Origin of the sequence: Halorhodospira sp. 9622 (assembly GCF_022228025.1) — a bacterium.
GTDB lineage: Bacteria > Pseudomonadota > Gammaproteobacteria > Nitrococcales > Halorhodospiraceae > Halorhodospira > Halorhodospira halophila_A.
On record NZ_JAJNRE010000001.1, the window covers coordinates 199,172 to 220,143 of the forward strand.

The 20,972-nt window shown below is 68.4% G+C and carries 23 protein-coding genes; 5 read left to right on the top strand and 18 right to left on the bottom strand.

Annotation, left to right across the window (positions count from 1 at the left end; translation table 11 throughout):
* Positions 1-60: 60 nt before the first annotated feature.
* Together carA and LRG07_RS00910 are read right to left on the bottom strand one after the other, a co-directional pair.
* On the bottom strand, positions 61-1,200 hold the full coding sequence (gene carA, locus LRG07_RS00905) for a glutamine-hydrolyzing carbamoyl-phosphate synthase small subunit (protein ID WP_238641577.1): 1,140 nt from the start codon (positions 1,198-1,200) through the stop codon (positions 61-63).
* A gap of 165 nt (positions 1,201-1,365) precedes the next feature.
* The gene (locus LRG07_RS00910) at positions 1,366-2,127 is read right to left on the bottom strand and encodes a phosphoadenylyl-sulfate reductase (RefSeq protein ID WP_238636682.1); all 762 of its coding nucleotides are present in this window, start codon (positions 2,125-2,127) and stop codon (positions 1,366-1,368) included.
* A gap of 245 nt (positions 2,128-2,372) precedes the next feature.
* Between LRG07_RS00910 and LRG07_RS00915 the strand changes: the two genes are divergently transcribed.
* From LRG07_RS00915 to LRG07_RS00925, 3 genes are read left to right on the top strand one after another with little or no spacing between them, the layout of a single operon-like run.
* On the top strand, positions 2,373-3,335 hold the full coding sequence (locus LRG07_RS00915; protein ID WP_201171505.1) for an ABC transporter ATP-binding protein: 963 nt from the start codon (positions 2,373-2,375) through the stop codon (positions 3,333-3,335).
* Positions 3,332-4,156, top strand: a complete 825-nt coding sequence (locus LRG07_RS00920; RefSeq protein WP_370641468.1) for an ABC transporter permease — start codon at positions 3,332-3,334, stop codon at positions 4,154-4,156. Before LRG07_RS00915 ends, LRG07_RS00920 begins: the two co-directional genes overlap by 4 nt.
* A 39-nt stretch (positions 4,157-4,195) precedes the next feature.
* Positions 4,196-5,521, top strand: coding sequence for a nicotinate phosphoribosyltransferase (locus LRG07_RS00925; protein WP_238641578.1), 1,326 nt, complete (start codon positions 4,196-4,198; stop codon positions 5,519-5,521).
* On the opposite strand, the gene LRG07_RS00930 is transcribed toward LRG07_RS00925, so the two are convergent.
* Genes LRG07_RS00930 through adk form a run of 4 tightly spaced genes read right to left on the bottom strand, consistent with a single transcriptional unit; the run spans position 5,518 to position 8,501 of the window.
* On the bottom strand, positions 5,518-5,709 hold the full coding sequence (locus LRG07_RS00930) for an H-NS histone family protein (RefSeq protein ID WP_201171510.1): 192 nt from the start codon (positions 5,707-5,709) through the stop codon (positions 5,518-5,520). The genes LRG07_RS00925 and LRG07_RS00930 overlap by 4 nt on opposite strands.
* A 28-nt stretch (positions 5,710-5,737) precedes the next feature.
* The gene (pdxH, locus tag LRG07_RS00935; protein WP_201171512.1) at positions 5,738-6,343 is read right to left on the bottom strand and encodes a pyridoxamine 5'-phosphate oxidase; all 606 of its coding nucleotides are present in this window, start codon (positions 6,341-6,343) and stop codon (positions 5,738-5,740) included.
* Complete coding sequence (locus LRG07_RS00940; protein WP_201171515.1) at positions 6,336-7,784, bottom strand: nodulation protein NfeD; 1,449 nt, start codon at positions 7,782-7,784, stop codon at positions 6,336-6,338. Before LRG07_RS00940 ends, pdxH begins: the two co-directional genes overlap by 8 nt.
* 57 nt (positions 7,785-7,841) lie before the next feature.
* A complete protein-coding gene (adk, locus tag LRG07_RS00945; protein WP_201171518.1) occupies positions 7,842-8,501 on the bottom strand; it encodes an adenylate kinase in 660 nt (219 codons plus the stop codon).
* 92 nt (positions 8,502-8,593) lie between these two features.
* Between adk and LRG07_RS00950 the strand changes: the two genes are divergently transcribed.
* Positions 8,594-9,346, top strand: a complete 753-nt coding sequence (locus LRG07_RS00950; RefSeq protein WP_201242084.1) for a pentapeptide repeat-containing protein — start codon at positions 8,594-8,596, stop codon at positions 9,344-9,346.
* A 21-nt stretch (positions 9,347-9,367) separates the two neighbouring features.
* On the opposite strand, the gene bamB is transcribed toward LRG07_RS00950, so the two are convergent.
* The 10 genes from bamB to LRG07_RS01000 all read right to left on the bottom strand — a co-directional run bounded on the left by bamB (position 9,368) and on the right by LRG07_RS01000 (position 17,348).
* Positions 9,368-10,510 carry an outer membrane protein assembly factor BamB gene (gene bamB / locus LRG07_RS00955; RefSeq protein WP_201242085.1) on the bottom strand — a complete coding sequence of 381 codons (1,143 nt, stop codon included), beginning with the start codon at positions 10,508-10,510 and terminating at the stop codon, positions 9,368-9,370.
* A complete protein-coding gene (locus LRG07_RS00960; protein ID WP_201171527.1) occupies positions 10,507-11,133 on the bottom strand; it encodes a tetratricopeptide repeat protein in 627 nt (208 codons plus the stop codon). Before LRG07_RS00960 ends, bamB begins: the two co-directional genes overlap by 4 nt.
* A gap of 27 nt (positions 11,134-11,160) precedes the next feature.
* Positions 11,161-12,432, bottom strand: coding sequence for a histidine--tRNA ligase (hisS, locus tag LRG07_RS00965; RefSeq protein ID WP_201171530.1), 1,272 nt, complete (start codon positions 12,430-12,432; stop codon positions 11,161-11,163).
* Between the two features lie 4 nt (positions 12,433-12,436).
* Entirely contained in the window at positions 12,437-13,021 is a 585-nt protein-coding gene (locus LRG07_RS00970; RefSeq protein ID WP_201171533.1) for a RodZ family helix-turn-helix domain-containing protein, read from the bottom strand.
* On the bottom strand, positions 13,018-13,761 hold the full coding sequence (locus LRG07_RS00975; protein ID WP_201171536.1) for a tetratricopeptide repeat protein: 744 nt from the start codon (positions 13,759-13,761) through the stop codon (positions 13,018-13,020). Before LRG07_RS00975 ends, LRG07_RS00970 begins: the two co-directional genes overlap by 4 nt.
* The gene (gene rlmN / locus LRG07_RS00980; RefSeq protein WP_238641579.1) at positions 13,758-14,867 is read right to left on the bottom strand and encodes a 23S rRNA (adenine(2503)-C(2))-methyltransferase RlmN; all 1,110 of its coding nucleotides are present in this window, start codon (positions 14,865-14,867) and stop codon (positions 13,758-13,760) included. Before rlmN ends, LRG07_RS00975 begins: the two co-directional genes overlap by 4 nt.
* Complete coding sequence (ndk, locus tag LRG07_RS00985) at positions 14,848-15,273, bottom strand: nucleoside-diphosphate kinase (RefSeq protein WP_238641580.1); 426 nt, start codon at positions 15,271-15,273, stop codon at positions 14,848-14,850. The genes rlmN and ndk overlap by 20 nt, the downstream gene beginning before the upstream one ends.
* Positions 15,274-15,405: 132 nt before the next feature.
* Complete coding sequence (locus LRG07_RS00990; RefSeq protein WP_201171540.1) at positions 15,406-15,735, bottom strand: iron-sulfur cluster assembly accessory protein; 330 nt, start codon at positions 15,733-15,735, stop codon at positions 15,406-15,408.
* A gap of 67 nt (positions 15,736-15,802) precedes the next feature.
* The gene (gene cysE, locus LRG07_RS00995; RefSeq protein ID WP_201171543.1) at positions 15,803-16,591 is read right to left on the bottom strand and encodes a serine O-acetyltransferase; all 789 of its coding nucleotides are present in this window, start codon (positions 16,589-16,591) and stop codon (positions 15,803-15,805) included.
* A 22-nt stretch (positions 16,592-16,613) separates the two neighbouring features.
* Complete coding sequence (locus LRG07_RS01000; RefSeq protein WP_201242090.1) at positions 16,614-17,348, bottom strand: RNA methyltransferase; 735 nt, start codon at positions 17,346-17,348, stop codon at positions 16,614-16,616.
* 72 nt (positions 17,349-17,420) lie between these two features.
* Between LRG07_RS01000 and LRG07_RS01005 the strand changes: the two genes are divergently transcribed.
* Positions 17,421-18,230 carry an inositol monophosphatase family protein gene (locus tag LRG07_RS01005; RefSeq protein WP_238641581.1) on the top strand — a complete coding sequence of 270 codons (810 nt, stop codon included), beginning with the start codon at positions 17,421-17,423 and terminating at the stop codon, positions 18,228-18,230.
* Between the two features lie 13 nt (positions 18,231-18,243).
* Here the strand turns inward: LRG07_RS01005 and LRG07_RS01010 are convergent, their stop codons facing one another.
* Both LRG07_RS01010 and purF read right to left on the bottom strand, forming a co-directional pair.
* Positions 18,244-19,443 (bottom strand): O-succinylhomoserine sulfhydrylase, encoded by a 1,200-nt coding sequence (locus LRG07_RS01010; RefSeq protein WP_201171551.1) that lies wholly within the window; start codon positions 19,441-19,443, stop codon positions 18,244-18,246.
* Positions 19,424-20,938 (bottom strand): amidophosphoribosyltransferase, encoded by a 1,515-nt coding sequence (gene purF, locus LRG07_RS01015; RefSeq protein ID WP_238641582.1) that lies wholly within the window; start codon positions 20,936-20,938, stop codon positions 19,424-19,426. The genes LRG07_RS01010 and purF overlap by 20 nt, the downstream gene beginning before the upstream one ends.
* Between the last annotated feature and the right edge of the window lie 34 nt (positions 20,939-20,972).

Sequence of the window (20,972 nt, forward strand, 5' to 3'; positions counted from 1 at the left end):
GATTCCAGAGTGCTCGGGGTCCAGTGGTCGGCGGTCGCCTGTGATGCGGCTGCGCAGTGCTCAGTCACGCTCCATCATCTCGACGAAGCGCTGGAACAGCGGACGCATGTCGTGGGGACCGGGGCTTGCCTCCGGGTGGCCCTGGAAGCTGAAGGCAGGCACGTCGGTGCGCCGGATACCCTGTAGCGAGCCGTCGAACAGCGAGCGGTGCGTCGCCTCCAGGTGGTCGGGAAGGCTGCCCTCGTCCACCGCGAAGCCGTGGTTCTGGCTGGAGATCAGCACCTGCCCGGAGGCCAGGTCGATCACCGGGTGATTGGCACCGTGGTGGCCGAATTTCATCTTCTCGGTCCGCGCCCCGCTGGCCAGCCCCAGCAGCTGATGGCCCAGGCAGATGCCGAAGGTCGGGATGCGATGCTCCTCCAAGAGCTCGCGGATGGTCGCCACCGCGTAGTCCATCGGCTCCGGGTCACCCGGCCCGTTGGAGAAGAACAAGCCGTCCGGCTGCAGCTTGAGGACATCCGCAGCCCCGGTCCGCGCCGGTACCACCGTGACCCGGCAGTCGGCGTCGACCAGCAGGCGCAGGATCTGCTGCTTGATCCCGTAATCGAAAGCCACCACGTGGTACCGCCCCGACTCACCGCGCTCCGCCGCATCGGCAAGACCATCGTCCAGGGTCCAGGTCCCGCGCTGCCACGGCCGACGGGTCTTGGTGCCCGCCTCGCCGGCCAGGTCACGGCCACTCATGCCGCCGTAGCCCTGGGCCTGAGCCAGCGCCCAGACCTCGTCCAGCGACTCGCCGGCGACCAGGCAACCACCCTGGGCTCCGCACTCGCGGAGGCGGCGGGTTAGCTTGCGGGTATCGATCCCGGAAATCGCCACCACCCCCTGGTCACGCAGCCAGGCCGTCAGCCCCTTCTCGGCACGCCAGTTGCTGGCCCGCGGCGGCACATCGCGCACCACCAGCCCCGCCAGCCGAGCGCGGTCGTCCTCGCGGTCGACGCTGTTGATGCCGGTGTTGCCGATGTGGGGGTAGGTCAGGGTCACGATCTGACCGGCGTAGGACGGGTCGGTGGCGATCTCCTGGTAACCCGTCATCGCGGTATTGAAGACCACCTCGCCGGTGACGGCCCCGTCGGCGCCCACCGCCTCGCCGTGGAAAACCGTACCGTCCTGGAGGACGAGCAGTGCTGGCCGGGTCAACGCAGCCTCCCCTGTCTGGAGCTCAACGGCCCCGCCCGGACAAGCCACGGACGGGGTGCGGGCATGCAAAAAACGGGAGGGTTTACCCCTCCCGTCCATGGAATCGCCAAACCGCGCCCTCCGGCGCGTAGACGCCGGTATTCTACCGGGGCCAGCGGTGATCTGTCACGGCTTTGCGGCGCATTTCAACCACCCGGTCGCCCCCGCCGGAGCCCGGTGCAGGCCGCACTCGCGCTGACCCGATGCCTCCCACCACCACCGCCCGGCGCGGGCATCCTCACCCGGAGCAACCGGCCGGGTACACGGCGCACACCCGATACTGCGATACCCTTGATCGTAGAGTTCGTTGTACGGCACACGGCGGCTGCGCAGGTAGGCCCATACATCGTCCTCACGCCACTCCGCCAGCGGGTTGACCTTCACTAGGCCGTGGTGCTCGTCGAACCCCTCGACGACCACCTCCTGGCGGGTGACGGCCTGGGCGCGGCGCATCCCGGTCAGCCAGGCACGCTGCCCGGCCAGGGCGCGCTGCAGCGGCGCCACCTTCCGGGCATGGCAGCACGCCCGCCGGGCCTCGATGCCATGGTAGAACCCGTTGGCGCCGTAATGCGCCACAAAACCCTCCACCTCAGCCGGATTGGGGAAGTAGGTGCGCACCACCGGGCCGTAACGCTCCAGCACCTGCTGCTGCAGTGCGTAAGTCTCCGCCGGCAGCCGCCCGGTATCCAGGGTAAAGACCCCGATCCCCGGCGCGTGCCCGCGGATCAGGTCCAGCAGCACCATGTCCTCGGCGCTGAAGCTGGAGGCCAGCGCCGCGGGCAGCAGCTCGCCCTCGACCCGCTCCAGGACCTGCACGGCCTGACAAACCCGCGCCCTGAGCGCCGGCGCCAAGTCCCGCTCGACGGATACTGCTCGGGATTCGCTCATCGATCTGCCTCCCCGTCTGTTCCCGCCTTGATCCGGACGAGCCGATCGCCCCAGACGCTGCGGCGGGCTTCAGCGGCGTCCGCACCCTTGCTCACCCTAGGCGCCTCTGCCGGCGGCGTGAAATACGGATTCGGCATTTTGTTACCACAGCCCGGCATATCCCCCCGCGGCATCCCGACCGCCCTACAAAAAAACCGGCACACCCCCTACCATGAGAGGTTTCTCCATGAACCCGAGGACACCCTTTGACCGCCCTAGCCGTCTCCGACCTGACCAAGACCTACGCCGGGGGGCATATCGCGCTGCACGGCATCAATCTGACCGTCGACGCGGGCGCTTTCTTCGGGCTGCTGGGACCCAACGGGGCGGGCAAATCCACCCTCATCGGGATCGTCTCGACGCTGGTCAACAAGAGCGGCGGGACGGTACGCGTCTTTGGCCACGACCTGGACCGCGACCCCTGGGCGGTCAAGTCTTCCATCGGCCTGGTCCCGCAGGAGTTCAACTTCAACACCTTCGAGACCGTGGAGCAGATCGTGGTCAACCAGGCCGGCTACTACGGTATCCCGCGCCGGTTAGCCCGCCAGCGTGCCGAGCACTACCTCCATAGCCTGGGCCTGTGGGAACGGCGTGAGACCGTCTCGCGCACGCTCTCCGGCGGGATGAAACGCCGGCTGATGATCGCCCGGGCGCTGATGCACGAACCGCAGCTTCTGATCCTCGACGAGCCCACCGCCGGCGTGGACATCGAGCTGCGCCGCTCCATGTGGGACTTCCTGCGCCACATCAACGACCAGGGCACCACCATCATCCTCACCACGCACTACCTCGAGGAGGCCGAGAGCCTCTGCAAGGACATCGCCATCATTGATGATGGACGGATCATCGAGAACACCGACGTCAAGAGCCTGCTCCAGCGCCTGTCCACCCACGCCTTCCTGCTCGACGTCGATCGGGTCCCCCGGCCGCTGCCGCAGCTGGACGACTTCGCCCTGCGCCAGGTTGATGACTACGTCCTGGAAGCGGAGGTGCCGCGCGGCCGAGCTCTGACTGACCTGTTCGCCGCCCTCTCCAAGCACGGGATCACGGTCAGCAGCATGCGCAACAAGTCGAACCGCCTCGAGGAACTTTTCCTGCGCCTGGTAGAGAGCAGCGACCCGGCTCCGGTGACGCCGGACAACGCCGATAGGCAGGAGGTCGTCTCTTGAACCGGCCCCAGGGATCCCCGCGCCGCTACGGCAGCCAGGGTACGCCGTCGCGAACCCGCGCCGCCCTGGTCTCGCTGCAGACCATTGTCTACAAGGAGACCCACCGCTATCTGCGGATCTGGATCCAGACCCTGGTGCCGCCGGCGATCACCATGACCCTCTACTTCGTGATCTTCGGCGCCCTGATCGGCGAACGGGTCGGCGAGATGGAGGGCTACCGATACATGGAGTACATCGCCCCCGGCATCATCATGCTGGCGGTGATCACCAACTCCTACAACAACGTGGTTTCGTCGTTCTTCGGCGCCAAGTTCCAGCGCCACATCGAGGAGATGCTGGTCTCGCCGACACCCAACATCGTCATCCTGCTGGGCTATGTCGCCGGAGGTGTGGGGCGCGGGCTGTTCACCGGCGCGATCGTCACCGCCGTGGCGCTGATGTTCACCTCCCTGCCCATCCACAACTGGGCAATCACCATCTCGGTGGTGGTCCTGACCGCGGTGCTGTTCTCCATCGGCGGCTTCATCAACGCCATCTACGCGCGCAAGTTCGACGACATCGCCATCATCCCCACGTTTGTTCTGACCCCGCTGACCTACCTCGGCGGCGTGTTCTACTCGATTTCGCTGCTGCCGGAGTTCTGGCAGGGGGTGTCGCTGGCCAACCCAATCCTCTACATGGTCAACGCCTTCCGCTACGGCATCCTCGGCTCGGCCGACGTCCACATCGCCGTGTCGTACGCGATGATGCTCGCCTTCATCGCGGCCTTCGGCGGGTTTGCCCTCTATCTGCTAAACCGGGGGACAGGGCTGCGCTCCTGATCCGTAGCCCGTGCATTCGCACCATCCGAGGGAGCTCTCATGGAACCGGCCCACAGCCCGCTGCTGACCGACCTCTACCAGCTGACCATGGTCGACAGCTACCTCCAGCAGGGCATGGACGCCCCGGCCTCCTTCGAGCTGTTCAGCCGCAGGCTGCCCCCGGGGCGCGGTTTCTACATCGCCGCGGGCATCGAGGCAGTGGTCGACTGGCTGACGGAGATGCGCTTTGGCGACGCGGAGCTGGACTGGATCCGGACCTGCGGACACTTCCGCGCCGGCTTGGCCGAAGAACTGGCACAGCTGCGCTTTACCGGTCACGTCGAGGCCGTGCCGGACGGCACCATCCTCTTCCCCCAGGAGCCGATCCTGCGTGTGACCGCCCCGCTGCCCGAGGCCCAGCTGATCGAGAGCCGGGTCATGAACCTAGTCCACCTGCACAGCCTGCTCACCAGCAAGGCCGCCCGCGCGGTACTGGCCGCCGGGGGCGGCAGCCTGGTGGACTTCGGCATGCGCCGCGCCCACGGCGCCGAGGCCGCCATGGCCGCTGCACGCAGCACCTGGATCGCCGGCTACGCCGGCACCGCCACCTGTCTGGCCGGCGCCCGGTACGACATCCCCACCGTGGGCACAATGGCCCACTCCTACGTGCTCGCCTTCGACCGCGAGATCGACGCCTTCCGCGCCTTCGCCACCGCCCATCCGCGGAACGTGGTGCTGCTGATCGACACCTACGACACCGCCGACGGGGCTCGGAAGACGATCCAGCTTGCCCGGGAGGGCCACCCCGTCCACGGCGTGCGCATCGACAGCGGCGACCTCGGGGCCGAAGCCAGACGCGTGCGCCGCATCCTGGACGAGGGTGGGCTGGAGCAGGTGCGCATCCTGGTCAGCGGTGACCTGGATGAGTATGCCATCGCCCGCCTGCGCGCCGACGCAGCCCCCATCGACGGTTTCGGCCTGGGCACACGGATGGACACCGCCGCCGATCAGCCCCACCTGGACATGGCGTACAAGCTACAGGAGTATCGCGGCGTTGCCCGGCGCAAACGCTCCGTGGGGAAGATGCACTGGCCGGGCCGCAAGCAGGTCCGGCGGCGCTTCGTCGATGGTGTGGCCGCCGGCGACACCCTCTGCCTAGCCGAGGAGGAGCTGCCCGGGGCGCCATTGCTCACCGAAGTCATGGACGGCGGCCAGCGTACCCGCTCCCCGGAGGGCACCGCCGCCATCCGCGAGCGAGTGCGGGAGGGGCTCGCCGCCCTGCCCGAGGCCTGCCGCGCGCTGGAGGCGGAGCCGGACCTCTACCCTGTGGAGGTCTCCACCCGGCTGCGCGCCTGCGCCGAGGCCACGGACCGCCAGCGCCACTAGCCGGAGTCCCCCGTCCCGCGCATGCCCTCAAGCAGATCGCTGAGGGCGAATCCGTAGCGCTCGGCGATGGCTTTCAGCTCGCGCCGCGCCTGGACGATGTTCTCCCGGCGACGGCGCTCGATCTCGCGTTCCACATCCTTGCGCAGGTCGCGCAACTGCTCCACCGAGTACCTGGACAGATCCTCCATCACGCTCCCTTTCGGCCCGATACGCCCATCACGGATTGAGCAGGAAATGGCTCCAGCCGTCCGGTCGGTGCTCGTATCGCTCGCGCTGATGCAGGCGTCCGTCACCGGCCGACCAGAGTTCGATACTGGACGGGATTATACGGTAACCGGACCAGTGCGGGGGACGCGGCACCCGCTCCGGGAAGCGCGACTCGACCTCCTCCAGGCGGGCCTCCAGCTCGTGACGGCTGGCCAGCGGGTCGGACTGATGCGAGGCCCACGCTCCCAGCTGGCTGAGCCGCTCCCGCTGCGCCCAGTAGTGGTCCGCCTCACTCGCACTCACCGCTGCTACCACGCCGCGAATCTCGACCTGCTCGTAGAGGGGCTGGAAATGGAAGCACAGCGCCGCGCGGGGATTGGCCGCCAGGTGCTGCCCCTTGCGGCTGTTGCGATTGGTGTAGAACACGGCGCCCTGGTGGTCCAGCTGTTTGAGCAACACCGTCCGCGCCGCCGGCCAGCCGTCGGGGCCGACCGTCGCCAGAACGCCGGCGGTAGGCTCCGGCAGGTCCGTGGCCCGGGCCCGCTCCAGCACCTGGTGCACCCGGCTCAGCGCCTCCTGGTAGATCGTGTCCGAATCCATCCCCGGTTCACTCATTGGGTTCGACCCTCAACGTCAGTCCCTCCTTGCTGACCACCCGCACCCGCTGACCGCTACGCACCGGGCGGACCGCCACGGCATTCCAGCGCTCGCCGGCGTAGCGCACATGGCCCGTGGCATCGAAAGCCTCCTCGGCGATGGCCTCGGCATCGATCAGCTCATCGGCCCCGCCGAGCTTCGGCCGTCGCCACGCCCGAGCGGCCATGGTGGCCACCCCGGTGAAGACGATCAGGCTAGCGACCGTAAACCCGGCGATCAGGCCGATCGAGACCTGGAAGGCCTCGAGATCGGTATCGAACAGCATGATCGAACCGAGCACAAAGGCAACGGCTCCACCGATGCCCATGATCCCGAAACTGGGCATGAACGCCTCGGCGATCATGAAGGCGATCCCCAGCCCGATCAGCCCCAACCCGGCGTAGGTGATCGGCAGGGCCTGGAAGGCGTAAAGCGCCAGCAGCAGGCTGATGCCGCCGAGCACCCCCGGCACCAGGGAGCCGGGATTGATCAGCTCGAAGATGATGCCGTAGATCCCGACCAGCATCAGGATATAGGCCACGTTGGGATTGGTGATCACCGCCAGCAGGCGGTTGCGCCAATCCGGCTCGAGCAGCTCCACCTCCAGACCGGCGGTCTCGATAGCGCGCTCGCCCACCGGGAACTTGACCACCATGCCGTCGGCCTTGGCGAGGAGTTCGTCCACGTCCTCGGCGACAAAGTCGATCACCCCCAGCTCGGCCGCCTCGCTGGCCGAGGCGCTCACCGACTCGCGCACCGCCTTCTCCGCCCACTCGGCGTTGCGCCCGCGCAGCTCGGCCAGGCCCTTGATGTAGGAGACCGCGTCCTCAATGATCTTGCGCTCCATGGCATCCGGGCGCTCGTCCGCCCGCTCTTCCGCCGGCTCGTCCTCGTCGCGGGCTTCCTCGTCGTCGTCCTCGCCGAGCAGATCCTGGAGTTCGTCGAAGCCCTCGCCGTCGCGCTCCTCGTCGTCCCCGCCGGGGAAGATCCCACCACCGCCACCGCCGATCTGCACCGGCGTGGCCGCACCCAGGTTGGTTGCCGGCGCCATGGCCGCAACATGGGAGGCGTAGAGGATGTAGGTCCCGGCACTCGCCGCCCGGGAACCACTGGGCGCGACATAGGTGGCCACGGGGATTTCGCTGGCGAGGATCTCGCTGATGATGTCGCGCATGGCGTCATCGAGGCCGCCCGGGGTGTTCATGCGCAGGATGACCAGCCTGGCGCCGCGCTCCTGCGCCTCGGCGAGGCCGCGGACGATATAGTCGGTGGTTGCCGGGCCGATGGGCCCCTTGACCTCGAGCATCAGCGCCGTACCGGCCGCTTCCTCATCGGCGTCCGGCGTTGTCTCGGCACTGCCCAGCGGCACGGCCGAGAGGAAGTAGGCGAGCAGGACGGCAAGCAGACGTCGAATCCACATGGCCAGGCACACCTCCAGAAAGCGGCGAGGGCCGACAAGCCCTCGCCGCCTGTCCGATCAACGCGCCTTGAGCGCGGCGAGGATCTCGTCCCGCACCGTCTCCACGGGCCGCTGCCCGTCGACGGTGATGTAGGCGGGCGCATCGGCACCACCCTTTTGCGCCCACTGGGAATAGTAGTCGACCAGCGGCCGGGTCTGCTCGTGATACACCGAAAGGCGGTGGCGGACGGTTTCCTCGCGATCGTCATCGCGCTGGACCAGGTCTTCGCCGGTGACGTCGTCCTTGCCCTCTTCGCGGGGCGGATTGTGCTTGATGTGGTAGACCCGCCCGGAACCGGGATGGACGCGCCGCCCGGCCATCCGATCGACGATCTCCTCGTCGGGCACCTGGATCTCGACCACGGCATCGATGCCGATCCCCTGCTCGTTCAGGCCATCCGCCTGGGCGATCGTCCGCGGGAAACCATCGAACAGGAAGCCGTTGCCGCAGTCTGGCTGAGCGACCCGCTCCTCGATCAGGCCAAGGATGATATCGTCCGACACGAGGCCACCCTCATCCATGATCTTCTTGGCCTGCTGCCCGAGCGGGGTGCCGGCCTTGACGGCGGCGCGCAGCATGTCACCGGTGGAGATCTGAGGGATGCCGAAGGCCTCACAGATATGGGCAGCCTGCGTACCTTTCCCGGCGCCCGGAGGGCCTAATAGAATGAGCCGCATTGATTCACCTCGTATATCGTTTAGTGGGATATGCCGTCGAGGCCGAGGGGGCCTGCGACACGAACGCAAACGAACAAGAAGACGAAAGGCTGATGAGACGGCACGTATGCAGAGTCGCCGCGGTGGCGATGTTGGGCGCGAGCGTATCACCGGCCCTGGCCACCTGCAATGACGCGCCCGCCCCCGGCGTCAACTGGTTCAACTGCGACCTGAGCGAGGCACAGCTCGCCGGTGAGGACCTAGAGGGGGCGGTACTCGGACGCAGCCGACTGGAAGGGGCCAACCTGGAGGGGGCCCACCTGCGGCGGGCAGACCTGACCAGTGTCAGCGCCGCCGGCGTCAACCTGCGCGACGCCAACCTGTCGCGGGCCCGGCTGAGCTCCGGGGATTTTACCGACGCCGACCTCTCGGGCAGCGACCTGCGAGACGCCCGGGCAGGCCGCGCCGATTTTGAGGGTGCCCGGCTCGACGGCGCCATCGCCACCGGTATCGACCTCAACAGCGCCCGCATGCGCGGCGCCAGCCTGCAGGACGCCGATCTGAGCGGTGCCTCGCTGCGGCGCACGGGCCTGCGCGAGCTGCAGGCAGCGAGGGCGAAGCTGGCCGGGGCCGATCTCAACGGCGCGGATCTAGAGGGGGCCAACCTCTCGGGAGCGGAGATGCGGCAAGTGGATCTGCGCGATGCGAACCTAGTCGATGTGGACTTCACGGACGCCGACTTGGGGCGGGCCGACCTGCGCGGCGCGGACCTCAGCGGCGCCGAGTTCACCGAGGCCCGCCTCGGCAGCACCCTGTGGACCGACGGCCGGCGCTGCCGCCCCACCTCCGTGGGGGAGTGCCAGTAGCGGCGCCCGCAGGCGCCGCGCCTAATGCAGGCGCAGCGCCGTCATGCGGCCGCGGGCATCCAAGACGTAGACATCGCCGTCGCCGGTGACCACCGGAGGCCTCTCCAGGGGCACGTCAGAGAGGCGCTCCCGCGCCACCAGCTCTCCGTCGCGCAGGCGCAGCCAGTTGACGTGTCCGGCATCGTCGCCCATCACCAGGTAGCCCTCGTGGACCACAGGGCGCGTTAGGGCCAGCCCCTCGAGGGCCTCCTGTCGCCAGGCGGTGGCACCGTTACGCCGATCGAAGGCCCAGACCCGCCCGTCATCGGCGGCCAGGTAGACCTCCTCGCCCTGAGCGACCAGCCCTCGATGGCTTGCCACATCCCGGCTCCAGGCCTGGGCCCCGTTGGCGATGCGGACCGAACCGATCGCCCCCTGATAGGCCACGGCGTAGGCGGCACCGCGGTGAATGACCGGATCGGCGGCGATGTCCGACATACGCTCGAGTTCAGTCCGTCCCCGCGGCTCGGTGAGGGTGTGCTCCCAGCGCACGCTGCCATCGGCCACGTTCAGCGCCACCAGTCGCCCGTTCTGCAGACCCACCACCGCGGTACCGCCGCTGACCGCCGGCGCGCTGTTGCGACGCAGGGTCAGGGCGGGGATGCTGCGGTCGAAAATCCACTGCCGCGACCCGTCCTCGGCGTCGAGGCCGTAGATCCGGCCATCGGCGCTACGCGCCACCACCATCCCGCGGGTGTAGCGCGGGCTCGCCAGCACTTGGGCCGAGAGGCCGGTCATCCACGCCGGCTCGCCGCTGTCCCGTTCGTACGCGTAGACCCGCCCCTTGCGATCCCCCACCAGCAAGCGGTCACCGGCGACCACCGGACCGGCGGACAGGGGACGGTTTAGGCGATCGTGCCACAGCCCCTCGCGGGTCTCGGCATCGAGGGCCCGGACCCAGCCGCGGGCGTCAGCCACGTACAGCACGCCGTCCGCGTAAGCCGGCTCCAGAGCGAAGGCGCCGGACTCCAGGCTGCCCACCGGCCGCCCGCTCCAGACCAGTTCGACATCCAGCGTGTCGGTGGCCTCGACCTGCGGGTTGGGCAGCGGATCCTGCAGCGCGCAACCGGCCGCCATGCCGAGCACCGCAGCAACCCCGATGGAACGCAGTCCCGCGCGGATCACGCCTCACTCTCCACGGCCTGCAGCTTCAGGCGGACCAGCTCGCGTGACTGTGCGCCCAATCCTTCCTGATCCAGCGCCTGCTGATACGCTTCGGTGGCCTCGTCATAGCGACCGAGCTCGCGGAGCAGGTCACCACGCAGCTCGGCATAGGCGGCCGCAAAACCAGCCGAGACAGAACCCTCCAGCGCCGCCAGGGCCTCCTCCGCGTCAACCTCGCCGAGGACCCGGGCCTGGCGCAGCCGGGCGAGCTCCGCCATGGCGCTATGGTCGGCGTTGTCGATCAACCAGCCGAGCGTCTCCGCCGCACGCCGGTACGCGCCGGCTTCGGCCTGGATACGGGCCATGCGCAACGCAGTCAGCCCTGCGTAACCGCTGCGGGCGTGATCGTCGAGCACCCGCTGGCCCGCCTGCTCGGCCATCTCGGGCTCACCGGACCGGGTGGCCTGCAGGAACTCGGCGTAGGCCGCGGCGGCCTGCTGCGCGCCTCGCTCTTGCCAGGTGCCGTAGCCCCACCAGCCGGCCACGATCAGCAGCGCCGCGGTCAAACCCAGCATGATCGACCCACCGTTGCGCCGCCACCAGTCCTTGAGCTGCTGAAGCTGTTCGTCGTCGGTGCGCTCCATCTCCAGTCCCCTTGCCAGCGACCGGGGCTACGCCCCGATCAGCCCTCGCAGATATTTGACTGCGTCGTCGAAGGGCAGCCGCTGCTGCCCGTCTTCGCCACGCAGATCCTTGATCGTCAGTGCACCGGCCGCATGCTCCTCGTCACCGAGAATCAGGGCCACCCGGGCACCACTGCGGTCGGCGCGCTTGAGCTGCGCCTTAAAGCCGCCACCGCCGGCATGGGTCTGCAGACGCAGTTCCGGCAGCGCGTCACGCAGGGCCTCAGCCGTCTCCAGCCCGGCCCCGACCTCGGTGGCCACCACCAGGTAGGCGTGGGGCACCCCGCCCTGACCGGGCACCCCCTGTTCCTCGAGCAACGCCACCAACCGCTCCAATCCCAGGGCGAAACCGATCGCCGGGGTCGGGCGGCCACCGAGCTGCTCGACCAGCCCGTCGAAGCGCCCGCCGGCGCAGACCGTGCCCTGGGCACCGAGTCGATCGGTCACCCATTCGAAGACCGTGCGCGTGTAGTAGTCGAGCCCCCGCACCAGCGAGGGATTCACCTCGTATTCGACGCCGGCCCGCTCAAGCAGGTTCCGTACCGTGTCGAAGTGTTCCGCCGAGGTAGCATCGAGGCAGTCCATCAGCCGTGGCGCATCGGCCATGATCTGCTGCACTTCCGGGTTCTTGCTGTCGAAGATGCGCAGCGGATTTGTCTCCAGGCGTCGCCGCGCGTCCTCGTCGAGCCGGTCCTCGTGGCGGCGCAGGTAGGCGACCAACTCCTCGCGATGGGCCGCGCGGCTCTCCGGGGTGCCGAGCGAATTGAGCTGCAGGCGCACATCGGGCAGTCCCAGCTCACGCAGCATGCGCGCGGTCATGATGATCATCTCGGCGTCGAGCTCGGGCCCGGGGATCCCGAAAACCTCGGCCCCGACCTGATGGAACTGCCGCAGCCGCCCCTTCTGCGGCCGCTCGTGCCGGAACATGGGGCCGGCGTACCAGAGCCGCGGCTCGGCATTGTGCAGCAGACCGGACTGGATGCCGGCGCGTACACAGCCGGCCGTACCCTCAGGGCGCAACGTGACGCTGTCGCCATTGCGATCGTCGAAGGTGTACATCTCCTTCTCGACGATATCGGTGACCTCACCGATGGACCGGCTGAACAGCTCGGTGCGCTCGAGCACCGGCAGCCGGATCTCGCGATAACCGTAGGCCTCCAGGACCCGGCGGATCACCGACTCGGCGCGCTGCCACAGCGGGCTCTCCTCCGGAAGGATATCCGAGAACCCGCGAACGCTCTGAATCCCCTTTTTTGACAAAACGCTACTCCGACTCCATCGACGTCCAAGGCACACCGGCGACCGGCGTGCCCACCTGCGCGGCGGAGGCCTCCCGGGCCTGTGCACCGTCCTCGCCCGGGCCTGTCGGTTCCGGCTCGCCACCATCGAGCAGGATTGCGGTCATCACCACGGCCACGGCGAGCAGCAGCACAAGGAGCATCAACGGCAACCAGCGCCGCCGGCGGCGCCCGGCCGGTCGGGGCTCAACGGCTCCCACATTGCCCACGGCCCGCTCCTCGCTGGCCGGATCGCTGCCCCGGCGCCGGTTGTACGCCTCGACCACCGCCTCGGGATCGAGTTCGACCAGGCGCGCATAGGCGCGTAGGTAACCGCGCACGAAGGTTGGCGGCGGCAGACGTTCGTCGTCATCTTCCTCGAGGGCCGTCACCCGGTCCGCCGACAGGTTGAGACTCGACCCCACCGCACGCACGGTACGCCCCTGCGCCTCACGGGCGCGGCGCAGTTGCTGCCCCGGCGACGGCCGGGCGCCCTTGTCCCCGGCATCATCCGGGGCATCGGCCCGGGGCCGCGCCCCGTCGCTGTCGTCCTGCCCCGTTTCATCAGTCATGGCCCGACCTCATCCGCGTGCAAACGTTCGTTCCACCCCGAACCAGGGAAACGCTCGGCCAGCATCTCGGCGAAGGCGGCCGCCTCCTCCGGCCGCCCCTGCTCGGCCGCCACGCGTGCCGACCAGTAAAGGCCGCGCGCCCCGGCGCCACCGCTGTCACGGGCACGTTCCAAGTCTTCGGCGGCCGCCTCCAGCGCCCCCTGGCGGTAACGCAGCTCCCCGCGCACCACACGCGCCGGGGCAAACCCCGGTGCCGCCTCGACGGCAGCATCGGCGCGGCGGGCAGCGGCATCCTCGCGCCCCGCATCGAGGGCGCAGCGGGCGGCGTTGGTCAACGGCACTTCGGCGGAATCATAGCCACCCGCCCCGGCGGCATCCCCGAAGACCTCCAGCGCCTCATCCACTTGCCCGGCACGGCACAGACTCCGCCCCCGGTTGTTCAGGATAGGCCCCGAGTCCGGAGCGGCCTGCGCGGCACGCCGATGGTATTCGTGGGCCATCTCCAGATCGCCCTGCGACTCGGCCACGAGCCCCATGCCGGAAAGCGCCTGTGGGTGTTCTCCATCGATCTGCAACGCCCGCTCCAGGCGCGAGCGGGCGGCCTCCGGCTGCGCATGGGCGATCAGATGAAGCCCTGCCCCGGCGTGGCTGTCGGCTGCGCGCTGGTCATCCGGCATCTCGGGCCCGGCAGCGCACCCGACCGCCAGCAGGGCCGCCAGCATGGGCCCCGTGCGCTTCACGCCGTTCCCGCCACCTTACTGGGCCGCGCATCGCGGATCTCGCCGACGAGCTGGCCGCACGCCCCATCGATATCATCACCACGGGTTTCGCGGATGGTCGCGGTCAGGCCGTGCTCGAGCAGTCGATCCGCGAAGCGGCGCACCCGCCGCTGTGGCGAGCGGCCGTAGCGTGCCCCCGGGTAGGGATTGAACGGGATCAGGTTCACCTTGGACGGAATCCCCCGCAGCCGCTCGATCAGCTCCCGGGCGTGCTCGTCTTGGTCGTTGACCCCATCGAGCATGACGTACTCCCAGGTGATGCGCCTATGGGGCTTGTCGGCGATGTACGCGTGGCAGGCCGGCAGCAGGCGCTCCAGAGGGTTCTTGCGATTGAGCGGAACCAGCCCGTTGCGCAGCTCGTTATTCGGAGCGTGCAGTGAGACCGCCAGACTCACGTCCGTGATGCGCTGCATCCGCTCGATGGCGTGGACCACTCCCGAGGTCGAGATCGTGACCCGACGCTTGGAGAGAACGAACCCGAAATCGTCGGTGAACACCCGCGACGCCGAGATGACCGGGTCGAAGTTGAGCAGCGGCTCGCCCATGCCCATGAAGACGATGTTGGTGATCGCCCCCTCCGGCAGGTGGCGGCGCGCGATGTGAACCTGACCGACGATCTCGGCGGCGCTGAGATTCCGCGAGAACCCGCCCTCCGCCGTAGCGCAGAAGGTGCAGCCCATCGGGCAGCCGGCCTGCGAGGAGACGCACAGCGTCCCACGCTTCGGCTCCGGGATGTAGACGGCCTCGACACAGTTGCCGTCGGCCAGGCGCACCACCCACTTGCGGGTGCCGTCGCTGGCCTGCTGGTCGGCGGCCACCTCGGGCAGACCGACCCGGGCGTTCTCGCGCAGCCGCTGGCGCAGCGCCTTGCTCAGGTCGGTCATCTCGTCGAAATCGTAGACGTGGCGCTGATGCAGCCACTGCATCATCTGCCGGGCGCGGAACCGCTTTTCGCCCAGGGCATCGAAGAAAGCGGCCAGCCGCGGCCGATCGAGCCCGAGCAGCTCGACCGGGCCCGACTGGCGCTCGGCGTGCACCGCCTCGTGGTCAGCGGGAGCAGATCTCATCGGCCTTGAAGAAGAACTCGATCTCCTGTTCCGCCGTCTCGGGGCTGTCCGACCCGTGGACCGCATTGGCATCGATGCTCTCCGCGTAGTCGTGGCGGAGGGTGCCTGCAGCCGCCTCCTTGGGGTTGGTGGCGCCCATGATCTCGCGGTTCTTGCGGATGGCGTCCTCGCCCTCGAGAACCTGCACCATCACCGGCCCGGAGGTCATGAAGCCGACCAGGTCATTGAAGAACGGACGCTCCCTGTGCACAGCGTAGAAGCTCTCGGCCTGCTCGGTGCTCAGCCGCACCATGCGGACAGCCACCACGCGCAGGCCAGAGCGCTCGAAGCGGGCAAGGATCTCGCCGATCGCGTTCTGCGCTACGGCATCCGGCTTGATGATGGAAAGGGTTCGCTCGACGGCCATTAGGATCTCCTGACTGATGAATGCTCGCGTTCAACAAAAAAGCCGCAGCGCTGGAATGCTGCGGCGCCTTGGGCAGTCGGACAGTCTACCCCTCCGTTCCGGGCGCCGACAATCTCGCCGCGGTTGGGCCGTTCACACGGCAAAGCTCTCGCCGCACCCACACAGATCGCGGACGTTCGGGTTGCGGAAATCGAAACGGTAATTGATACCGTCGCGCACGTAGTCCACCTCGGTGCCTTCCAGAAACGGCCGGTGCTGTTGCGCCATCACCACCTTCACCCCGTGGCTCTCGACGACAAGATCCTGATCGCCGATCTCCTCGGCGTAATCGACCACGTAGGCGAAGCCGGAGCAGCCACTGGCCTTGATCCCCAGGCGCAGGCCGTGGGCCCGGTCAGCATCCTGGCTGGCGAGCATCTTCTCGACATGCCGCGCGGCACGTTCGGTCAGGGTTACGGGCATGACTTGCCTCCTGTCACTGGGCGCGCCGTAACGGCGCATCTGTCTGCATTCTAGGGGGTTCCGGCAGCTAGCGGGAAGCGTCCCGGTGGTGCTCGCCGCACGCCTTCTCGACCGACGTCTCGTCGACCTCCAGATCCGGCACGCGGGTCTCTTCAAGCCGCCCGCCCATCTGCTGCACGGCGCTGCACAGCTCCTCAATGCGCCGATCGGTGACGTGGATATGATCGAGGATCGCGTTCACCGCCTGGGCCACCGGGTCCGGCATCTCGGTGGTCCCGTAAGCATCGAAGCCAATTCGCCGCGCCACCCGGGCTCGCTGCTCGTCCCCGTCAACGTCGCGCTTGCGCTCGCCGACCTGGCGCGCCGGGATCCCCACCATAGTCGCCCCGTCGGGGACATCCTTGAGCACCACAGCATTCGAGCCGATGCGCGCCCCGCCACCCACACGGATGGGTCCAAGCAGCTTGGCGCCGGCGCCGACCACGACGTCATTGCCCAGGGTCGGGTGGCGCTTGCCCGACTGCCAGCTGGTCCCGCCCAGGGTGACGCCGTGGTAGAGGGTGACGTCGTCGCCGATGTCTGCAGTCTCACCAATGACCACCCCCATACCGTGGTCGATGAAGAAGCGCCGGCCGATGCGCGCCGCCGGGTGGATCTCGATCCCCGTGACCCAGCGGCTGAACAGCCCCAGCATGCGCGCCAGCCATCGCAGCCGCCAGCGCCAGAGCCGCGCGCTGATGCGGTGCAGGATCAGGGCGTGGAAACCGGGATAGGTGGTCACCACATGGAAGGCGTTCCGGGCGGCCGGATCGCGATCCATGACACACCGGATGTCCTCACGCAGGCGTCGCAGCATCCATTTACCCTTTACAACGGTCCTACTTGCGCCAGCGGCGCGGATTGAGCACGTGGCTGAGCAGCCCGCGCAGCATCCGCACCTCGTCCTCGGTCAACCGCGCACGGCGGAAGATGTTGCGCAACCGCCGCATGGTCAGCGCGGGGTTGTGCCGGTCCAGGTAGCCGACTCGACCGGCCATCTCCTCCAGGTGAACGAAGAAGCGCTCCAGCGTATCCACGGCGGCGGGCGGCTCTTCCGTCTCGGGCTGCGGCAGTGCGCCCCCCACCTCGGCCGCCATGCGCAGCTCCCACGCTACCAGCTGCACGGACTGAGCCACATTCAGGGAACTGTAATCCGCGTCGGTCGGGATCTGCACGAGGTAGTGGCAATGATCCAGCTCGGCGTTGGTCAGGCCGGTGCGCTCCCGACCGAAGACCCACGCCAACCCCCCTTCGCCCCCCTCAGCGGCGGCCGACTCGGCCGCCGGGCGCAGCGCCAGCCGGGGCTGCCGCTCGGCGCGGATACGCGCCGAGAGCCCGAAGGCCAGACGACAGCCGGCCAGCGCCGAGGCGAGATCCGGATAGCGCTGCGCCTGCTCCAGAACCTCGCCGGCCCCGGCCGCCCGCGCGACGGCCTCCGGGTCATCGGGGTCGCACTGCGGATCCACCAGACACAGATCCCGCAGCCCCATGGTGCGCATGGCGCGCGCGGCGGCGCCGATATTGCCGGGGTGCGTGGTCCCGACCAACACAATACGAGTGCGCTCAAGGCTCAAGATGGCCTCCCGGTCTGAATCGCATCAGTTTTGCTGTTATCCTGTACCGCGTCCAGCGTAGGAGCTTTCCCGATGCACCCAATGGTCAACATCGCAGTCCGTGCCGCACGGGCTGGTGGTGATCTAATCGTCCGCAACATCGACCGCCTCGACCGCGTCCGGGTCGAGACCAAGGGACGCTACGACTTCGTCTGCGACATCGATCGCCAGGCCGAGGCGGCGATCGTGCAGACCATCCAGCGCGCCTACCCGCAGCACGCCATACTCGCCGAGGAGAGTGGCCTGCAGGGGCGCGCGCAGAGTGAGGCGGAGTATACGTGGATCATCGACCCGCTGGACGGGACGGCGAACTTCCTCCGCGGCTACCCCCACATCGGCGTGTCGATCGCTGTGCAGAAGGACGGCCAGCTGGAGGCAGCCGCCGTCTACGACCCGCTGCGCCAAGAGCTGTTCACCGCCTCACGGGGCAACGGGGCGCAGCTCGACGGCCGCCGCATCCGCGTACCGCAGCGCCGCGGGGTGGACGGGGCGATGATCGGGACCGGCTTTCCGTTCAAGAACCAGGCCCTGATGCCGGCCTACCTGCGGATGTTCTCCGCCCTGACCGAGCACGCCGAAGACATGCGCCGTGCCGGCTCCGCGGCACTGGACCTGGCCTACGTCGCCGCCGGGCGGCTGGACGGCTACTTCGAGTTGGGCCTGAAACCGTGGGACATCGCCGGCGGCACCCTGCTGGTCCGTGAGGCCGGCGGCATTGTGACGGACATCACGGGCGAGGATCGCGCCCTCGCCACCGGCCATGTCGTCGCCGGCGCCCCCAAGGTCCACAGCGGTCTGCTGAACACCATCCGCGCCCACACGGCGGATCTGCCTACCGCCTGAGCAACCCGACCGCTCAGGCGCTGCCCAGGCCGCGCTCCAGGTCGCGGATGATGTCCGCCGGATCCTCCAGGCCGACGGAGATCCGGACCAGCCCCTCGCCGATGCCGGCCGCCGCCCTCAGTTCGTCGGTGATGGTGCCGTGGGTGGTGGTCGCCGGGTGCGTGATGGTGGACTTGGTATCGCCGAGGTTGCCGGTGATCGACAGCATGCGGGTGCTATCGATCACGCGCCAGGCCGCCTCCCGTCCGCCAGCCAGCTCGAAGGCAACGATCCCGCCAAAGCCACTCTGCTGCGCCGCCGCCAGCCGGTGGTGCGGATGGTCCGGCAGCCCCGCGTAGTAGACCCGCTCGACCCGCGGATGATCCCGCAGCCACTCGGCCACCTGCTGGGCATGGCTACTGTGGGCGCGCATGCGCAGCGAAAGCGTCTCCAGCCCCTTGAGAAACACCCAGGCATTGAAAGGACTCATGCACGGCCCGGCAGTGCGGATGAAACCGTGGATCTCTTCGCCCACCCGCTGGGCGTCGCCCACCACCGCGCCGCCGACACAGCGCCCCTGGCCATCCAGGTACTTGGTCGCCGAGTGGACCACCAGATCGGCCCCAAGCTCCAGGGGCCGCTGCAGGGCGGGGGTACAGAAGCAGTTGTCGATCGCCAGCAGGGCGTCGTGGGCGTGCGCGATCTCCGCCAGGCGGCGGATGTCAGCGACCTCGTTGAGCGGGTTGGAGGGCGTCTCGGCGAAGAGCAGACGCGTATTCGGCTGGATCGCCCCGGCCCAGGCCCCCTCGTCGCTCAACGGCACCCAGCTGACCTCGATCCCCCAGCGCGGCAGGTACTTGGTGAACAGCGACAGCGTGGTCCCGAACAGGGTCCGCGACGCGACCACGTGGTCCCCGGACTGCAGCAGGCCAAGGCACGTCGCCAGGACCGCGGACATGCCCGAGGCCGTCCCGACGCAGGCCTGACCGCCCTCCAGGGCCGCCAGGCGGTCGCAGAAGGTCCGCACCGTTGGATTGGTGAAACGCGAGTAGACGTTGCCCGGCTCCTCGCCGGAGAACCGGGCGGCCGCCTGAGCGGCGCTCTCAAAGGTGAAGCTCGAGGTCGGGTAGATGGGCTCCGACTGCTCCTGGCCATCGGTCCGCACCTGCCCGGCTCGCACCGCCCGGGAATCAAACCCGGAGAGCGGCTCGTCGTCAGGCCTGGTTGTGCACATCCACGATCTCCAAGTCCTGGTCGCTGCGCGCCTTTTCCCTGGCGGCATCGGCCCGCGCCTGGGACAGGCCACGCAGGTAGTCCTGGCTCACGCCACCGGTGACGTACTGACCATTGAAGCACGAGCTGTCGAACTGCCGGATCTGCGGATTGCCATCGGCCACGGCGGCCTCCAGGTCAGCGAGTTCCTGGTAGATCATTCGGTCGGCCCCGATGGCCTCGGTGATCTCGGCCTCGTCCCGATTGTGAGCGATGAGTTCCTCGGGGGCGGGCATATCGATGCCGTAGACATTGGGGTAACGCACCGGCGGCGCCGCAGAGGCCAGGTAGACCCGCCGCGCCCCGGACTCCCGGGCCAGCTGCACCAACTGCTGCGAGGTGGTGCCGCGGACGACCGAGTCATCCACCAGCAGGACGTTCTTGCCCTCGAACTCCAGCGGAATGGGGTTGAGCTTCTGACGTACTGACTTCTTGCGCGCCGCCTGCCCGGGCATGATGAACGTACGCCCCACGTAGCGGTTCTTGATGAAGCCCTCACGGGACTCCACACCCAGCTGATAGGCCAGCTGCATCGCCACCGTACGGCTGGTGTCCGGGATCGGGATGATCACATCGATATCGTGCTCGGGCCACTCGCGCCGGATCTTCGCGGCCAGCCGCTCACCCATGCGCAACCGCGCCTTGTGCACGGCCACCCCGTCGACGATGGAGTCGGGCCGGGAGAGGTAGACGTACTCGAACAGGCACGGCGCATGGACCGGATCCTCGGCACACTGCCGGGTGTGGAGCTCGCCAGCCATGTCGATGAAGATCGCCTCGCCCGGGGCTACCTCGCGCACCAGGCGGAAGCCGAGCATGTCCAGGGACACGCTCTCGGAGGCGATCAGGTACTCCCGCCCCTGCTCGGTATCGCGCTCGCCAAAGCACAGCGGGCGGATTCCAAAAGGATCCCGGAAGGCAAGGATACCGTAGCCGTTGATCATCGCCACGGCCGAGTAGGCCCCGTGGCAGCGTCGGTGGACCTGCTCGACGGCGCTGAACAGGTCGCCGGGCTCGAGTCGGTCGTGGGGCGAGACACTCAGCTCGTGGGCGAGGATATTGAGCAGGATCTCGGAGTCGGAATTGGTGTTGATATGGCGCCGGTCGGTGCGGAAGAGCTCCTGCTTGAGCTCCTCGGTATTGGTCAGATTGCCGTTGTGCGCCAGCGAGATGCCGTAGGGCGAATTGACATAGAAGGGCTGCGCCTCGGCGGAACTCTCGCAGCCGGCGGTGGGGTAGCGGACGTGGCCGATGCCGATATTGCCGGTCAGGCGCATCATGTGCCGGGTTCGAAAGACATCCCGGACCAGCCCGTTGCTCTTGCGCAGACTCAGCTGCCCCTGGTCATAGGTGATGATCCCGGCAGCGTCCTGACCCCGGTGCTGGAGCACGGTCAGCCCCTCGTAGAGGTCCTGGTTCACCGGCCCCTTGGCCACCATTCCGATTACGCCACACATGGATTGCTCCTACCTCTTGCTGGGCGCCGGCACG

Bases quoted from the DNA above. Each gene is read 5' to 3' on its own strand.
- LRG07_RS00910 (WP_238636682.1), bottom strand. From the start codon at position 2,127: ATGAGCGAATCCCGAGCAGTATCCGTCGAGCGGGACTTGGCGCCGGCG.
- LRG07_RS00925 (WP_238641578.1), top strand. From the start codon at position 4,196: ATGGAACCGGCCCACAGCCCGCTGCTGACCGACCTCTACCAGCTGACC.
- LRG07_RS00930 (WP_201171510.1), bottom strand. From the start codon at position 5,709: ATGGAGGATCTGTCCAGGTACTCGGTGGAGCAGTTGCGCGACCTGCGC.
- pdxH (WP_201171512.1), bottom strand. From the start codon at position 6,343: ATGAGTGAACCGGGGATGGATTCGGACACGATCTACCAGGAGGCGCTG.
- LRG07_RS00940 (WP_201171515.1), bottom strand. From the start codon at position 7,784: ATGTGGATTCGACGTCTGCTTGCCGTCCTGCTCGCCTACTTCCTCTCG.
- adk (WP_201171518.1), bottom strand. From the start codon at position 8,501: ATGCGGCTCATTCTATTAGGCCCTCCGGGCGCCGGGAAAGGTACGCAG.
- LRG07_RS00950 (WP_201242084.1), top strand. From the start codon at position 8,594: ATGAGACGGCACGTATGCAGAGTCGCCGCGGTGGCGATGTTGGGCGCG.
- LRG07_RS00960 (WP_201171527.1), bottom strand. From the start codon at position 11,133: ATGGAGCGCACCGACGACGAACAGCTTCAGCAGCTCAAGGACTGGTGG.
- LRG07_RS00970 (WP_201171533.1), bottom strand. From the start codon at position 13,021: ATGACTGATGAAACGGGGCAGGACGACAGCGACGGGGCGCGGCCCCGG.
- rlmN (WP_238641579.1), bottom strand. From the start codon at position 14,867: ATGAGATCTGCTCCCGCTGACCACGAGGCGGTGCACGCCGAGCGCCAG.
- ndk (WP_238641580.1), bottom strand. From the start codon at position 15,273: ATGGCCGTCGAGCGAACCCTTTCCATCATCAAGCCGGATGCCGTAGCG.
- LRG07_RS00990 (WP_201171540.1), bottom strand. From the start codon at position 15,735: ATGCCCGTAACCCTGACCGAACGTGCCGCGCGGCATGTCGAGAAGATG.
- cysE (WP_201171543.1), bottom strand. From the start codon at position 16,591: ATGCTGCGACGCCTGCGTGAGGACATCCGGTGTGTCATGGATCGCGAT.
- LRG07_RS01005 (WP_238641581.1), top strand. From the start codon at position 17,421: ATGCACCCAATGGTCAACATCGCAGTCCGTGCCGCACGGGCTGGTGGT.
- LRG07_RS01010 (WP_201171551.1), bottom strand. From the start codon at position 19,443: ATGTGCACAACCAGGCCTGACGACGAGCCGCTCTCCGGGTTTGATTCC.
- purF (WP_238641582.1), bottom strand. From the start codon at position 20,938: ATGTGTGGCGTAATCGGAATGGTGGCCAAGGGGCCGGTGAACCAGGAC.